Origin of the sequence: Amycolatopsis alkalitolerans (assembly GCF_006152065.1) — a bacterium.
Lineage (GTDB): Bacteria > Actinomycetota > Actinomycetes > Mycobacteriales > Pseudonocardiaceae > Amycolatopsis_E > Amycolatopsis_E alkalitolerans.
On record NZ_VDFW01000006.1, the window covers coordinates 1 to 15487 of the forward strand.

The window sequence follows — 15487 nt, forward strand, 5'->3', positions numbered from 1 at the left end:
TGTCTCATTGTCAGACACGCAGGCGCCACACAGACCCACTTGACATCAACTCGCAAGCCCTAACTACGCGGCATTGGGGTTAACCGCTGCCGGTTGGTCCGAATGCAGTAGCGTGAGCGCGGTCTGGAGGGGGAATGAATGCGGAAGGTCGCCGGCCGGGCGCTCGTGCTCGGCTTCTTCGCCACGGTTTCAGTCGGTCTGGCACTGCCGGGCACCGCCGTCGCGGACACCGATCCCGCGCTCTCGGGTGACTGCGCGACCACCCTCGGCGCGAATTCCGGCCAGGCTCTCACCCTCGACGCGGGCGCGCCGCTCAACCAGCCCCACGTGCTGACCCTGGGCACGGGCTCGAACGCGGCGAACTCCCCGGCGCTGCATCTCGACGTCGCCGATCTGGCCAAGACGGTCAACCTCGGCCACGTGCCCGCCACGCGCGCCGTCGCCGACGCCTGCACCGGCGCGCAGGGGCTGGTCAACTCGCTGTCCGCCACGACACAGACCCTGCTCGGCGGTGGTGGGAAGGTCGCGCCGCCACCGGCACCGCCGGGCGGGTCACCGAAGCCGCCGTCGCGCCAGCCGCCCGTTGGTGCGGCGAGCCCGGCCGATCTCGGCGCCGTGCCGCTGCCGCTGAACGCGACTTCCCCGGCCGCCGCGGCCGACCTGTCCTCGGTCATCGCCCCGCTCTCGATCGCGCCGGTGGCGCAGGGCGTCATCCCGCCCACCGGGGCCGTCCCCGGCCAGGTGCCGCCGGATTCCGGCAGCGCGCAGGCCCTGCCCGCGGCCGCGACCGCCCCGGCCAAGCTGCCGCTGCTACTGGCGGCCATCGCGCTGGCGCTGGCCGCGGCCGCGCTCGCGCACTACTGGCTGCGCCGCCGGCCGGGCTGAATTAGTCCGCCGGAATCCCGTCACTCCGTTCGGTCATCGTCGTTGTTCCAGTGAGTGATGCCGTCACCGGAGGGCACGGATGCAGGGTCGAACGCGTAAAGCCGCCGCGGTCGGGGCGGCGGCATTCGTACTGGCCGGCTCCGCGTTGCTGGCCACCCCCGGCACCGCGAGCGCGGCCACCATCACGGCGAAATGCGGTGACACGGTCACAGCGCACCCCGGTGACACCATCCAGAGCCCGCTCGGCCTGACGACCGTGACCGACGGCCTCACCTCGCTCGTCGGCGGCCTCCTGTCCGGGCTGTGCAAGATCACCGTCAACGTGGTCGACACCGTGGTCGCGCCCGTTCCCGTCGTCGGCCCGCCGGTCGCCGGCGCCGTGGACAGCACCGTCTCCGGTGCGACGAACACGGTCAGCGGCGCGGTCGGCACGGCCGGGAAAGCACTGACGGGTGGCAGTCAGCCCGCGCAGCAGAACCCGCCGAGCGATGGTTCGTCGCAGTCCGGCCCGAGCGGTGGCAGCAACGGCAACCAGAGCACCGGCCTGGCGAGCATGATTCCCGGATCCAGCAGCCCGGTCCTGGGCGGTGGCGACCCGGCGATGTTCACCATGCTGCCCTTCGGGGCCTCGGGTTACGCGCCGATGCGCGACTACAGCGGCATCCCGTACGCGCTCGCCGGGCTGTTCGCCCCCTCGCCCGGAGTCCGTTACGGCGGGCAGATCCCCGGTTACGCCCCGGAGGTCGGCTCGCTCGGTGACGGGTCGAGCCAGCAGAGCCGGCCGGTGCAGAACGCCGGGCAGGCACAGGCCCTTCCGGCCGATCACGGTCCCGTGCCCGGCGGCTCGACGCTGCCGATGCTGATCGCGGTACTCGCGCTTTCCGGTGTCAGCGCGGCGCTTGTGCGGACCTGGGTGCTGCGCCCGACCGCTACTCGTTAGTATCTCCGTGGCCTGCCGATCGTTGTCCCGACTTGAACGGCGTCCACCGGAGGGAAAGCACCTGTGCGCATGAACCTGTTCAGGACGACGCGCCGGGTGCTCGTCGCCGGTGCGCTCGCGGTCATGTTCGGTGGCGCGGTGTTCACCGGGACGGCGTCCGCCAGCACAGTGCTCGCACAGGGCTGCACGGGCAGTGTCGTCGGCAATATCGGTGACGAGATCGCCGTGCAGGGCAAGGACGTCGCGGACCTGGTGCGTGCCGGCGCGAAGGAGCAGGAGATCTTCCTGCACCTCAACGGGGTCAACCCGGACGGGCTGGCCGACACGATCACCAAGGCGGGCGCGCTGCCCGTCGGTTCGGTGCCCAACGCCGCGAACGGCAGCATCACCGGGGACAACGTCGCCACCGCCGTGGCCGATGCGCTCAAGAACGCCGACGGGCTCGGGTTCTCCGCCGACCAGAGGCAGAAGACGCTGAACTCGATCAGCACCAAGGTCGCCGGCAACTGCGGGATGACCGTGTACGCGGGCAACTACTCCTCGCCGACGACGCTGCCTTCGAGCGGCGCGGTGCCGCCGCCTGCCACGACGCTGCCCACGAGCTCGCCGAGCACGGCGATCGCGCCGCCCCGCGACTACGGCAACATTCCCGCGGCCGTGCCCGGGGTCGCCGTCTCGCCCGGCGCGCGGTACCCGACCAGTGCCCCGATCGCCGGCCTGCCGACGCCGGAGGTCCTGCCCGGCAGCCCGACCGGCCAGACCGACGTCCGCAACGCCGGGGAAGCCGACGCGATCGCGGCCCCGCCCTCCTCCGGCACGGTGCAGTTGCCCATGCTGCTCGCGGTCGTCGCGCTCGCCGGAGTCAGCGCCGCGCTCGTCCGAACCTGGGTGCTGCGAAAACTGTCATAGCCGCCCGTTACTCTGGTACGCGGCAAACCCTCCTGCCACGGACAGTCCGTGGCCGCGAAGCCCACAGGAGGTGAGTGGTTGTGTCGCGCCATTACGAGGTAATGGTCATCCTCGATCCGACGCTCGACGAGCGCAACGTCGGCCCCATGCTGGACACGTTCCTCAACGTGATCCGCACGTCCGGCGGCAGCGTGGAGAAGGTCGACGTCTGGGGTCGCCGCCGGCTGGCCTACGAGATCAAGAAGCACGCCGAGGGCATCTACGCCCTGCTCGACGTGAACGCCGAGCCCGACGCGGTCAAGGAACTCGACCGGCAGCTGTCGCTGCAGGAGAACGTCCTGCGGACCAAGGTCGTGCGCAAGGTCGCGCCGCGCAAGGCCGCCAAGATCGCGGCGAAGGCCTGAGGCGATCATGGCCGGAGACACCGTGATCACCGTGGTCGGCAACCTGACCGCCGACCCGGAGCTGCGCTTCACCCCGTCCGGAGCAGCGGTCGCGAACTTCACCGTGGCCTCGACCCCGCGCACCTTCGACCGCCAGAGCGGTGAGTGGAAGGACGGCGAGGCGCTGTTCATGCGCTGCAACATCTGGCGCCAGGCGGCGGAGAACGTGGCCGAAAGCCTCACCCGCGGCGCGCGCGTCGTGGTGCAGGGCCGGCTCAAGCAGCGTTCGTTCGAGACCAAGGAAGGCGAGAAGCGCACCGTCGTCGAACTCGAGGTCGACGAAATCGGTCCGTCGCTTCGCTACGCCACCGCCAAGGTGAACAAGGTCAGCCGGGGCACCGGTGGCGGCGGCGGATACGGCGGTGGCGGTGGCGGCAGCAGCAGCGCGCCCGCCGACGATCCGTGGGGTTCGGCCCCGCCTGCCGGGGGCGGCGGCGGTTTCTCGGAAGAGCCCCCCTTCTAACCAACCACTCTTTTCGATTTCACCAGGAGCACCACCGTGGCCAAGCCACCCGTTCGCAAGCCCAAGAAGAAGGTCTGTGTGTTCTGCAAGGCCGAGCAGAAGGGCCGCCCGGAATTCATCGACTACAAGGACACCAACCTGCTGCGGAAGTACATCTCCGACCGGCTCAAGATCCGTGCCCGGCGGGTCACCGGCAACTGCAGCCAGCACCAGCGTGACATCGCCATCGCGGTCAAGAACGCCCGCGAGATGGCGCTGCTGCCCTACACCTCGACCGCACGCTAAGGAGGCACGTCAATGGCGAAGATCATTCTGACCACCGACGTGACCAACCTCGGCGGTCCCGGCGACATCGTCGAGGTCAAGGACGGGTACGCGCGCAACTACCTGCTCCCGCGGGGCTACGCCATCGTGGCCACCAAGGGCGCGGAGAAGAACATCCAGACCATCCGCCGCACCCAGGACGCGCGCCGGATCCGGGACCTGGACCACGCCAAGGAGATCAAGAACCAGCTCGAGCAGCTGGGCACCGTCGAGCTCACCGCCAAGGCGGCCGAGGGCTCGCGGAAGCTGTTCGGCTCGGTCACCACCGCCGACATCGCCGCGGCGATCAAGGCCGCCGGTGGCCCGCTGCTGGACAAGCGCATCCTGGACACCCAGGGGCACATCAAGACCGTCGGCAAGCACCAGGTCAGCGCGAAACTGCACCCGAGCGTGCAGGCGGCCGTGCGGATCGAGATCAAGGCCGGTCAGTAACCCGGTCACCAGCGACGAGAAGCCCCCTTTTCAGCCGGAAAGGGGGCTTCTCGCTTTCGCGCACGGGAACCGCGGGGGCTGCGCTAGCATCCAAGATGCTGATCTCGCCCGCAGTGGGATGTGAAGGGGATTCGCCGCCATGACGCAGCCAAACCCGGCCAATATGCCGGTGGACACGCTGACCTCGGTGCCGCCACCGGCCCCGATCCAGGTCGGCAAGAACGGTAGCCCTGGCGGATACAAGTTCGACCCCGATCAGGTCCAGGACGTCATCAACAAGTGGCAGACGCTGCTGGACGACGTCAACGAAGACATCAGGGAAGCCAAGACCATCGCACAGGTTCAGGCGCCCGGGAAAGAGTTCGCCAGCGGCGACTTCATCCAGAAGGGCGCGGGTCCGTCTGGTGACACGCTGCTGCAGCAGCACGAGCGCATGCAGGAGTACATCACCAACTACATCAATGCGCTCGAGAAGGCCAGCGGCAAGATCGCTCAGTCTGATGACGAAGCGCGGCAGAAGGCCGCGCAGCAGGGACGGGAACTCACATGAGCAAGACCCGGGCCATCCAGCTCGGTGCGGCCGCGCTCGCGGCCGCCGGTGCGCTGTCGGCCTGCTCCGGCGGCACCGACGTCGGCAGCATTCCCCCAGCCACCTCGGGCGCTGCCGCGTCGAGCAGCTCGGCCGAACAGCTCGCGCCTCGGGTGCCCAGCCCACTGCCCACGGACGCGCTGGTGACCAACCCGTGCACCGGCGCGCTGTCCGTGGATCAGGTCTACAAGCAAGGCCTCAACAGCCCGGGCACTCCGCGTCAGAACCAGCAAACCGGCCCCAGCTGCACGTGGAAATCAGCCGCCTATGACGTCAACTCCGTCTCGATCACAGCGGTCACGCCCAACAAGAACGGGCTCAGCGACATCTACGCGAACAAGCCGAAGGACAAGTACTTCGAGCCAACGACCATCGCCGGATATCCGGCTGTCTACGCCGATGTCCAGGACGGTCGCTCGGACGGCGAATGTTCGCTCTGGGTCGGCGTGACCGACCAGCTCGCCGTGTATGTGCTGACCCAGCTCGGTGCTGGTCCGAACAAATCGAACCCGTGTCCGGTGGCCGAACGGGTGGCCACCGCGATGGTGCAGCACCTGCAGGGCTCATAGGAGGGGATGGGCGAAATGGGTAATCTCGCGGGAGAGGGTATGGCCATCGGTACGGTGATCATGCCCGGAGCGGGCACCGTGATCGGTGGGATGACCGGGGGGCTCATCAGCCTGTTCTCCAGCCCGGAAGCGCAGCAGCAGCAGGCCAATGTCGGCGGCCGCTCGATCGACGCGCGGCAGATCTGGGAGCAGATCCATCCCGGCAGCTCGGATTCGCTGCACGACGGGGCCAAGGCCGCGGGCACGCTCCAGTCGGTGCACGACAATCGGGCGAGCCAGATCGACGCGATCAACAAGGCGATGGATGCCGCCTGGCAAGGTGACGCTTCGCAGCAGGTGCAGGCCGGTGCGCACCCGCTCGGCGTCTGGCTGCGCGACTCGTCGGCCAACCTGCAGAAGAGCGGCACCTACCTGACCGACCAGGGCCACGCCTTCGACAGCGCGAAGTCCCAGGTGCAGGAGATCGCCGCGACGCCGCCGCATGAGAGCTTGCTGGACCATGTGAACCCGTTCAGCGACAAAGAAGACGAGATCAACAAGTACAACCAGCAGGGCCAGACGAACGTCCAGGCGTTCCAGAACTACTACAACGCCAGTGCGCAGAACGCGGCGGGGATGCCGCAGTACAGCGCGTGGACGGGCAACAACTTCTCCAGCAACAACCCGAACAATCCGAACAACCCCAGCAACAACCCGAACATCGGCACCACGCCGCCGCCGAGCGCTAGCCTCCCGCCGAGCGGTCTCGGCAACCCGCCCAACATCGGGAACACGCCGCCGCGTTACAACACGAAACTGCCCAGCACAACCGACCCGAACCAGGGCAAGTACCAGACGAGCCTGCCCAACACCGACAGCTACAAGCCGCCGGCCTGGAACGACGCCACCACGGCGGCCGGGTACACCCCGAGCACCACGAACCCGGACTTCAGCAGCGGCTTCGGCCCCTCCGGGTCCGGGTCGGGTTCCGGCTCCGGCGCCGGCTCTGGCGGGTACGGCGGTGGTTCGCTCGCCGGCGCGGGCTTCGGTCCGGCCGGTTCGCTCGGCGGCGGTGCGAGCACCGGAGCCGGTGCCAGCGGTGCGGCCGATGGCGCCGCGGGTGCGGGCCGTGGTGGCGTTGGCGGCGGGGCCGGGGCGAGCGGTCGCGCCGGCTCTCCGGGTATGGGCGGGATGGGTCGCGGCGCCGGCGGTAAGGGCGGCGACGACGAGGAGCACCAGACCAAGTACCTCGTCGGCGACGACCCCAACGAACTGTTCGGCACCGACGAGCTGACCGCGCCACCGGTGATCGGCGAGTGAAGTGCTGAACGCTCCGATCAAGCTCGCCACCCCGATCCTGCTCAACCTGATCCGCCGTCGCGGCGGCGAGCCGCATCCGACGCTGTCGGGCATGGCCGTCTGGTACGACGAGGACGCGCAACGCGCGGCGGACCAGGAGGTCAACGCGCTGCTCACCCAGCACGGGCTGATGGGCGCCCGCGGGATGGACCGCGGGCTGCTCGACGCGATCGAGTCGATCTCGCGCCCTCAACTGGAGTACTACGGCTGGTTCGAAGGCGCGTTCTCCGACGCACCGAGGAAGTTCGCGGTGCTCGCCGGTAGCGGAGCAGGCGGCGCGTTCGTGCTGGTACGCGATATCGGCGAGGAAGCGGTGGTCCTCGTGGCCCAGCGCCCCGAGGGAGTGCTGGCGGGATTCATCGACCAGATCCCGGCCGCCCGCCCGGCGCCCGGCCAGCCGCTCGTCACCACCAAGGCGGAGTTCCTCGCCGGCCGCGACGCGCAGCCCGAGGGCGAGTACACCGTCATGCGCTCGGCACGCGACACCTCTCGGCCCGCGCCCGCCAAGGAGATGAAGCGGCTCATGGAGGCGCCCCGCACGGGCGCCGGGACGCTCTACGTGGCCGCGCGGAGCCGCAGCGGCAGCAGGCGCCGGTGTGAACGGCCGCTGAACTTCGTGGATACGGCCGAAGGCCGCTGGTTGATGGAGGAGCGTCCTGCTCGCGGGGACGCTCTCGTCGTGTTCACGCCCGCATCGCCGCAGGTCCTCGGCGAGCGGTTACGGAACGCACAGAGTGCGCTCGGCTGAACGTCGAACCGGCCACCCACATAGCCCATCCGGTTGACTGCCTACCGTCGGTAGCATCCATCCACAGGCAGGCCGCGCCGGATCGGCCGCGCGCCGGCACGACACGCCGAGCGACCGTACTCCCACGACACGCCGACGAGTTTTCCGCGAAGTTTTCCACAGCTTTCCCACAGGCCGTGAGCTGGGGAAATAGCGAAAGACCCGCTGGGTATCCCCAGGTTGTACACAGCCAACGGCCAACTTGTGATTCATTGCGGCCACCCTTCCACAAGTTGTCCACAGGCTGTCCCCAGACGATCAACAGGCAGGTTTGCCTTGCTCCTTCCGGGCGATCTAGCGTGCCCGCGAAGTGGTAGCGCACAGTGCGCGACACGCCCGCCGTCCGGGGTGGGCACCGGGCCGGAAGATCCGGCATAATCGAACTGGTGTTCGTTTGACGAGGAGGTGTCCGCGCGGTGGCGCTGACGGACGACCGCGGTCCCGCCTACCCGTCCGACCCCGGGCCGGAGGATCCCGGACCGCGGAGCGGGGAGTTCGACCGGCAACCGCCCCAGGACGTGACTGCCGAGCAGTCCGTGCTGGGGGGCATGCTGCTGTCCAAGGACGCGATCGCCGACGTCGTCGAAGAACTGCGCCCCGGCGACTTCTACCTGCCGAAGCATCAGGCGGTCTACGACTGCGTCCTCGATCTCTACGGCCGCGGCGAACCGGCCGACCCGATCACCGTGTCCGCGGAGCTGGAACGGCGCGGCGAGCTGGCGCGCGTCGGCGGCGCGCCGTACCTGCACACGCTGATCGCGACCGTGCCGACGGCGGCCAATGCCGGGTACTACGCGGAGATCGTGGCCGAGAAGGCGATCCTGCGGCGGCTTGTCGAGGCCGGCACCCGGATCGTGCAGTACGGCTACGGCGCGGCGAACGAAGGCGGCGAGATCAACGAGGTCGTCGACCGCGCGCAGGCCGCCATCTACGAGGTCACTGAGCGACGGACCAGTGAGGACTACGTCGCGCTGGAGGAACTGCTCCAGCCGACCATGGACGAGATCGACGCGATCGCGTCCCGCGGGGGCACCGCGCAGGGTGTGCCCACCGGGTTCCTGGACCTCGACGAGGTGACCAACGGGCTGCACCCGGGCCAGATGATCATCGTCGCCGCCCGGCCCGGTGTCGGCAAGTCGACACTGGGCCTGGACTTCGCGCGCTCGTGCTCGATCAAGCACGGTATGTCCAGCGTCATCTTCTCGCTGGAAATGAGCCGCATCGAGATCGTGATGCGCATGCTCTCGGCCGAGGCCAGGATCCGGCTCGCCGACATGCGTGGCGGCCGCATGTCCGACGACGACTGGACGAGGCTGGCGCGGCGGATGAGCGAGATCAGCGAAGCGCCGCTGTTCATCGACGACTCGCCGAACATGACCATGATGGAGATCCGCGCGAAGGCCCGGCGGCTCAAGCAGCGCAACGATCTCAAGCTCGTGGTCGTGGACTACATGCAGCTGATGACCTCCGGCAAGCGCGTCGAATCGCGGCAGCAGGAGGTCTCGGAGTTCTCGCGGCAGCTGAAGCTGCTGGCGAAGGAGCTCGAGGTACCGGTGGTGGCGATCAGCCAGTTGAACCGTGGTCCCGAACAGCGCACCGACAAGCGCCCGATGCTGTCGGACCTGCGCGAGTCCGGTTCGCTCGAGCAGGACGCCGACATGGTGCTGCTGATCAACCGGCCGGACGCGTGGGAGCGGGACGACCCGCGCGCCGGCGAGGCGGACCTGATCCTCGCGAAGCATCGTGCCGGCCCGACGAGCACGATCGTCGTGGCGCACCAGTTGCACTACAGCCGGTTCACCGATCTCGCGCAGGGTTGATTCGCCGAAGGTGAGGCCCTACGACGGCACCGCGAGCCCGCGGCGGCGGAGGCTTTCCTCGACGCGGAGCCGTTCGATCTCACGCTCCAGCCCCTCGGGCACGGTGTCGAGCCAGTGCTGTTCGCCGACGGCGTGGCACGCCTGGGCGAGCAGCGCGTCGTAGGCCTGGTTCGTCGCGCGGCGGCGTAACTCCGGAGAGTTCGGCGGCAATTGCTCCAGCACCCGGTGCACGCGACGCAGATCCGCGGCGAGCCGTTCGATGGGCGGCCCCTCCGGAAGGGGCCGGCGGCCGCGGTGCCGCTCCCCGATCGAGTCGACGAGCCGGGGGACCTTGGACCCCAGCCAGAACACGACGGGCGGTACGGCGCAGACCGCCAGGTAGATGAGCACGTTCCCGATCGGGACTGCCATGGCTCAGGATAGGCGCCGCCACCCGGTCCCTCGCCACACTTGACCGGTTCCGTGGAATATCGACCGCTCCCCGTGCGTCCGGTACAGTGTTGTTGAAGATTCAAACACATGGAGGCTGCGATGGGTGCGACTCCCGTGCTCTACCTGAGCCATGGCGCGCCACCGCTCGCCGACGACGCGACGTGGACCCGGCAGCTCGCCGGCTGGTCGGCGAAACTGCCACGGCCCAAGGCGATCCTGGTCGTCTCGGCGCACTGGGAAGAGGCGCCGGTGACGCTCGGCGCCACCACGACCGTGCCGCTGGTCTACGACTTCTGGGGCTTCCCCGAGCACTACTACCGGGTGACCTACCCGGCGCCCGGCGCTCCGGAGCTGGCCGACGAAGTGCGCAAGCTGCTGAACGGTCCCGGCACCCCGGTGCACGACGCGCCAGATCGCGGTCTGGACCATGGCGCGTACGTACCGCTGGTCGAAATGTATCCGGATGCGGACATCCCGGTACTCCAGCTGTCGATGCCGTCGCTCGACCCGCGGGAACTGTTCGAGCTGGGCCGGAAGCTGGCGCCCCTTCGCGATGACGGGGTACTGATCATCGGCAGCGGATTCTTCACGCACAATCTCTCGGCGATGCGTCAGGTCCGCGACACCGATGGGCAGCCGCCGCGCTGGTCCGCCGAGTTCGATCACTGGGGTGACGAGATGCTGCGCGCCGGGAATGTCGACGCGCTTCTGGACTTCCAGCGCAAGGCACCCGCCGCCACACTCGCGCATCCCCGGATCGAGCATTTCGCGCCGTTGTTCGTCTCGCTCGGCGCCGGTGACGGGGACGCCAGGCCCGAGACCGTGATCGACGGCTACTGGTACGGCCTCGCGAAACGCTCGATCCAGCTGGGCTGACAGCGAAACGGGTCCGGGAGCGCCGTTGCTCCCGGACCCGCGATTCATGCCAGCCAGATCACGCCTGGATGTGCATCCCCTTGCCGCTGACCGCGTCGGTCACCTTGGACAGCACCGCGGTGGGGTTCGCGGCGTCCAGGCTCGGCATGGCGGGCAGGTCGCCCTGCAGGGCGGGCAACTCGGCCTGCGGCAGCAGTTCGCCGATGGTCGGCGAAGGCAGGTTCGCACCGGGCAGGGTGCCCGGCGTCACCGGCAGCGAGGGAAGCGCACCGCTCAGACCGCCCACGGCGGGCACCGACGGCAGTGAGGGCAGGCCGCCGGTGGGCAGTGCGGGCAGGTCCGCCCGCTCGGACTTCTGCATCGCCGGGAGCTTGGGCAGGCTCGTGGCCCCCAGCTCCGAGGTGGTGATCGGCAGGTCGATCTGCGGCTCGTGACCCGCGACCGAGATGTCGGTCGCGTTGTGGGTCACCGAGGTCACCACGCCGAGCAGACCGACCGGCACGTCGAAGACCTGCGCCACGACACCGATCGGGAACTGCTTCTTCAGCCCGGACAGCGCCTTGACCGAGGTGGGGCTGGTGGTGTCGGTCCCGCCCACCGTGCCGGTGGTGGTGTTGTCCGCCACCGCGTGCGCGACCCCGCCCAGCGAAGCCGCGACGCCGAACACCTGGGCCACCGCGGCCACCGGCACATCGAAGATGTCGCCGGAGATCGCGCCACCCACACCCGAGGTCGTGATGTCGCCGCCCGAGGTGGTCTGGGTGCTGTTGATCCCGGTGCCGTGGGTGACCCCGGTCAGGCTCGCCGCGTCACCGAAGACCTGCGCGATCGGCATCAACTGGCCACTGATCACGTTGCCCGCGATCGAGCCGCCGTCGCCGTTGGTCTGCGAGTTGCCACCGGCGGTGGAGGAGACGTCGTTGGTGGCGTCGCCACCGGTGACGCCACCCCACACCGCGCCGACGCCGAACGCGTCGGCCGCGGCGGCCGCGGGCACCTGGATGATGTTGCCGGCCACCGAGCCGCCCTCACCGGTCGCGGAGGCGTCGCCACCGGCGGTCGAGTCGCTCATGTTCTGGCTCTCGCCGAACCCGTTGCCGATCCACGCGCCACCGATACCGTGCAGCGCGGTGGGCAGGGACACCGGCACCTCGCCGATGTTGCCGGCCGCGAAGCCCTTCTTGCCGTTGGCGTTGAGGTGGCCGCCCGCGGTCGAGGTGGTGTCGGTGTCGGCCGAGCCGTGGCCCTGGCCGATCCACGCGCCCCCGATACCGAACGCCTGCACCGGCGCCGAAACCGGGACGGAGACCAGGTTCGCGCTGCCGGCGCCGTGGTCGTCCTGGGTGTTGCCGCCGCCGCCGGCGGTGACGTCCTTGGTCTCGCTCGCGGTGCCGCTGCCCTGGCCGATCCAGGAGCCGCCGACGCCGAACACCTCGGCAGGCACGGACGTCGGGACCTGCACGACGTTGCCGCCGCCGGTCGAGTCGTTGCCCTGGCTGCCGTTGTAACCACCGGCCTTGACCGTCTTGTTCTCGGTGGCCGAACCGGACGCGTTACCGATCCACGACCCGCCGACGCCGAACACCTCGGCGGTGCCGGCCGGCTGCGCGCTCGCGCTGTTGCCGCCGAGGAAGCTGCCGTTGCCGTTGGTGTAGGTGCCGGAGCCCGCGGTCGCGTTGACGGTGTTGTCGCAGCCGCCCGCGTTGGCGTTGCCGATCCAGGTGCCACCGACGCAGAACACCTCGACGGGCACGGCGGCCGGGGCGTCGGCGATGTTGCCGGATCCGGCCGAGTTCTGGCCGCTGGTCGAGGAGAAGCCTCCAGCCGTCGCGGTGCTGCCCATGTTCGTAGCCTGGCGGTCGGCACCGCTGCCGGCGGTCGAGTTGCCGACCCAGGCCGCCGCGTTGCCGACGACCGTGCCCGGCGCGGCGGGCTGCGGCTGCGCGATGTTGCCCGACAGGAACGACGTGTCGCCGTCGGTCTGGATGTAGCTCGGGATGTCGTTCATCCCGGGCCGGGTTCCGCCCGCGTACGCGTCGGCGTTGGCGCTACCGGCCGAGTCCGCGTCGCCGCCCCACGAGACGGCGTTGTTCGAGGCCTTGAGCGGCAGGGCGACCGGCGCACCGCCGACGTTCCCGCTGCCCGCGCCCTTCGACCCGTGGCTCTCGATCGAGCCGCCGGAGCAGGCCTGGCTGTTGCCGCTGAAGTCCGTCTCGGCGTGACCGAGGAACCAGCCGAGCGCGTTGCCGGACACCTGCACCGGGGTGGCGCCCTGCGGGGCGACCACGTTTCCGGCCAGCCCGCCGTTGGTGCCGTCGGTGGTCGTCTCGCTGCCGGTGGTCGCGGACTGGGTCGCGCTGCCGGAGGTCTTGCCGCTGCCGCCGAGGCCGAGCGCGTTGCCCGAGATCTGCACCGGCAGGGCCCAGTCGAGGTTGACCACGTTGCCGGCGAGGCCGCCGCCCGCACCGCTGGTGTTCACATCGGACTGGTGCTCGTAGGTCTGGGTCTCGTCGGAGTCGACCGACGCGTTGCCCAGCACGCCCAGTGCGTTACCGGTGATCTGGATCGGCAGCGCGACGTTGCCGACGACCTTGTTGCCCATCATCGGGTCGCCGTTCGAGGTGACCGACGGCTGGGCGTCCGCGCGCTGGCCGGCCTTGCCGAGTGACTGGCCGAGCTGCTGGGTGGCCGCGGTGGCCTTCGAGGTGACCTGGTTCGCCGTGTTCACCGCCGGGGCGGCCGCCTTGTACGCCTCGGTCTTCGTGACCGGGGCGAGCGCCTTGTTGACCTTGTCGGTGACCGGCTTGGTGCTGATCTCCTTGTGCATTTCCGGCAGGTTGACCTGCTTGCCGAGGGTCCCGATCGCGTTGTGCGAGATGTCGACCGGAACGCTCGCGGTGACGTCGAGCGGGCCGGCCGGCATGTCGGGGTTGACATTCTCGTCGGCAGACGCGATGCCGGTGCCCAGCATCATCAGGCCACCCGTGACCAGCGCGGTCTGAAGTCCGCGCTTTGCCCAGGTCTGCATTGAGACTTTCTCCTTTTCCTTGGGTTCCCTTGCGGGGCTTGTGGAATGGGTGAACTCACCCGGGTCGCGAACGTCGGTTCGCGAGGGACAAGCGGGGTGCGGGGAACGCGCTGCCGGCAAAGGAGGCACGGCGGACAGGGCGCGTTCAGCTACCCCGCCGTGTGTCAGTCAGGCGTGACGCCGGGCTGAGCGCCCGGCTGAACCGGCGTGTGCCGGAGGCCGAAGCGGACGGCACGCAGGCCGCTCGCGTCGACAACGGTGACCGCGTTGGCGGGAACGCCGAAGAGCGGACCGTCGAGATGACCGCCGGCGGCGGAACCGCCGGGCGTCGAGGGGACTCCGGACGGGGCCAGCGGGCCACGCGCCGGGTCGAACGGGAACGGGTCGGGCTGTGCGCCGCCCGGCCTCTTGGGCTCGTTCCGGGAACCGAGATGGCCCGCGGGGAATTGCTCCCGGGGCAGTGTGGTCGCGACCGGACCCATCGGGCCGGCGGGCGCCGGAGCACTCGCGACCGCGACCGGCGGCTCCACCTGCGTGTGCTGGTGGCCACCACCGTGTGTGCCGGGCAGGGCCGGCAAGTTGATCAGCGCTGAACCGTCCGGGCGCAGGAAGTTCCAGAAGCCCGGCGGCGGGGTCAGCGCCTGGCTGATCACGCGCGGCGCGTCCTGCGGCTCGCGGGTGATCTGCTCCGCGGAGCCGAGCAGGCGGTCGGCCGGGTTGAGCACCGCATACTGGGTGAACTGGTGCATGGCGTCCCGGACATCGCCGGCGGCCTCTGCGCCACGGGCGATGCTGTCGGGGGACTGGACACCGGTGCCGAGGCGGACGGCTGCTCCTGCCGAGTCGCCCGCCAACTGCTCGGTGCCGAGCAGGACGTCGTCACCGGTGCCGAGCACGGCGTCGGTGACCGGGGTGGCCTGCTCGCTCGTCACGTCTTGAGCCGGGGCGGGGGGCGCGGTCGCGGCGGAGGCCGACGCGGTGCCGATCGCCCACGCCGCGGCCGTGCCGGCGACGGCGCCGCCGACCACGAGCAGCGCACGTCCGAGCCAGCGGCCGGCGCGTGCCGGACCCCGCTCCACGGACGTGTGTTGCTGCTTCACCGATCTCCTGCCGAGAAAATTCACTACCGTATCTGAAACGAATTCGAATGGGTTCGCCTCGATACGAAACGGCCTTGCACCGAAGACATAACCAAAACTCGGGACGCGCGTGCACGTTCGACACGACTTGATCGCACGATCGTGTGAAGAACTCCGCGTGTGGTCCAACCTGACCGACCGTGCCCGACGGTCGGATCGATAGAAATGGCCCGCCCGGGTGGATCCTGCCCGGGCGGGCCATTGTCAGCGGGAGAGGATTCAGCCGAGCGAGCCGGCGGCACCCTGGATGATCGACGGGATGGCACCAGCCCACGCGGAGCTGAGCAGGCCCGCGGCACCGGCGCCAAGGAGCGCGCCGGACTGGTTCCAGGCGTTCACGTAGTCGGCACCGGTCGGGTGCGACGGCACGGCCACCGGAGCGGTCAGTTCGTCGGCCGAGGCGACACCGCCGGCGAGGCCCAGAGCACCCGCCGAGAGGGCGAGGACGGCGACGGTGCGGGTGAGGGTCTTGCGCATGGAACTGTTCCCTTCTGTTGGTGTTACTTCGTGGTG

17 protein-coding genes are annotated in these 15487 nt (G+C 69.7%); 13 read left to right on the plus strand and 4 right to left on the minus strand.

Annotated elements, in window-relative coordinates; translation table 11 throughout:
• The first annotated feature begins 138 nt into the window (after window positions 1–138).
• From FG385_RS09055 to dnaB, 12 genes are all read left to right on the plus strand, one after another.
• Window positions 139–885, plus strand: a complete 747-nt coding sequence (locus tag FG385_RS09055) for a hypothetical protein (protein WP_139096194.1) — start codon at window positions 139–141, stop codon at window positions 883–885.
• 79 nt (window positions 886–964) lie between these two features.
• On the plus strand, window positions 965–1825 hold the full coding sequence (locus FG385_RS09060) for a hypothetical protein (RefSeq protein ID WP_139096195.1): 861 nt from the start codon (window positions 965–967) through the stop codon (window positions 1823–1825).
• 69 nt (window positions 1826–1894) lie between these two features.
• A complete protein-coding gene (locus FG385_RS09065; RefSeq protein WP_139096196.1) occupies window positions 1895–2734 on the plus strand; it encodes a hypothetical protein in 840 nt (279 codons plus the stop codon).
• Between the two features lie 80 nt (window positions 2735–2814).
• Complete coding sequence (gene rpsF / locus FG385_RS09070) at window positions 2815–3138, plus strand: 30S ribosomal protein S6 (RefSeq protein WP_139096197.1); 324 nt, start codon at window positions 2815–2817, stop codon at window positions 3136–3138.
• Between the two features lie 7 nt (window positions 3139–3145).
• On the plus strand, window positions 3146–3640 hold the full coding sequence (locus FG385_RS09075; RefSeq protein WP_139096198.1) for a single-stranded DNA-binding protein: 495 nt from the start codon (window positions 3146–3148) through the stop codon (window positions 3638–3640).
• A 36-nt stretch (window positions 3641–3676) separates the two neighbouring features.
• A complete protein-coding gene (gene rpsR / locus FG385_RS09080; RefSeq protein WP_139096199.1) occupies window positions 3677–3925 on the plus strand; it encodes a 30S ribosomal protein S18 in 249 nt (82 codons plus the stop codon).
• Window positions 3926–3937: 12 nt separating this feature from the next.
• On the plus strand, window positions 3938–4396 hold the full coding sequence (rplI, locus tag FG385_RS09085; protein WP_139096200.1) for a 50S ribosomal protein L9: 459 nt from the start codon (window positions 3938–3940) through the stop codon (window positions 4394–4396).
• Between the two features lie 139 nt (window positions 4397–4535).
• Entirely contained in the window at window positions 4536–4946 is a 411-nt protein-coding gene (locus FG385_RS09090) for a hypothetical protein (protein ID WP_200834378.1), read from the plus strand.
• Window positions 4943–5554, plus strand: a complete 612-nt coding sequence (locus tag FG385_RS09095) for a DUF3558 domain-containing protein (RefSeq protein WP_139096201.1) — start codon at window positions 4943–4945, stop codon at window positions 5552–5554. The genes FG385_RS09090 and FG385_RS09095 overlap by 4 nt, the downstream gene beginning before the upstream one ends.
• A gap of 39 nt (window positions 5555–5593) precedes the next feature.
• Window positions 5594–6853, plus strand: coding sequence for a PPE domain-containing protein (locus FG385_RS33840; RefSeq protein ID WP_160148757.1), 1260 nt, complete (start codon window positions 5594–5596; stop codon window positions 6851–6853).
• Window position 6854: 1 nt separating this feature from the next.
• Window positions 6855–7640 carry an ESX secretion-associated protein EspG gene (locus FG385_RS09105; RefSeq protein WP_139096202.1) on the plus strand — a complete coding sequence of 262 codons (786 nt, stop codon included), beginning with the start codon at window positions 6855–6857 and terminating at the stop codon, window positions 7638–7640.
• A gap of 455 nt (window positions 7641–8095) precedes the next feature.
• Window positions 8096–9499 (plus strand): replicative DNA helicase, encoded by a 1404-nt coding sequence (gene dnaB / locus FG385_RS09110; protein WP_139096203.1) that lies wholly within the window; start codon window positions 8096–8098, stop codon window positions 9497–9499.
• 18 nt (window positions 9500–9517) lie between these two features.
• On the opposite strand, the gene FG385_RS09115 is transcribed toward dnaB, so the two are convergent.
• Complete coding sequence (locus tag FG385_RS09115) at window positions 9518–9910, minus strand: hypothetical protein (protein ID WP_139096204.1); 393 nt, start codon at window positions 9908–9910, stop codon at window positions 9518–9520.
• A 120-nt stretch (window positions 9911–10030) separates the two neighbouring features.
• Between FG385_RS09115 and FG385_RS09120 the strand changes: the two genes are divergently transcribed.
• A complete protein-coding gene (locus FG385_RS09120) occupies window positions 10031–10807 on the plus strand; it encodes a dioxygenase family protein (RefSeq protein ID WP_139096205.1) in 777 nt (258 codons plus the stop codon).
• A gap of 58 nt (window positions 10808–10865) precedes the next feature.
• On the opposite strand, the gene FG385_RS09125 is transcribed toward FG385_RS09120, so the two are convergent.
• The 3 genes from FG385_RS09125 to FG385_RS09135 form a co-directional block, all read right to left on the minus strand.
• Entirely contained in the window at window positions 10866–13835 is a 2970-nt protein-coding gene (locus FG385_RS09125; protein ID WP_139096206.1) for a beta strand repeat-containing protein, read from the minus strand.
• A 164-nt stretch (window positions 13836–13999) separates the two neighbouring features.
• Complete coding sequence (locus FG385_RS09130; RefSeq protein ID WP_235022472.1) at window positions 14000–14935, minus strand: hypothetical protein; 936 nt, start codon at window positions 14933–14935, stop codon at window positions 14000–14002.
• Window positions 14936–15193: 258 nt separating this feature from the next.
• Window positions 15194–15451 (minus strand): hypothetical protein, encoded by a 258-nt coding sequence (locus tag FG385_RS09135; RefSeq protein ID WP_139096207.1) that lies wholly within the window; start codon window positions 15449–15451, stop codon window positions 15194–15196.
• Window positions 15452–15487 lie beyond the last annotated feature (36 nt).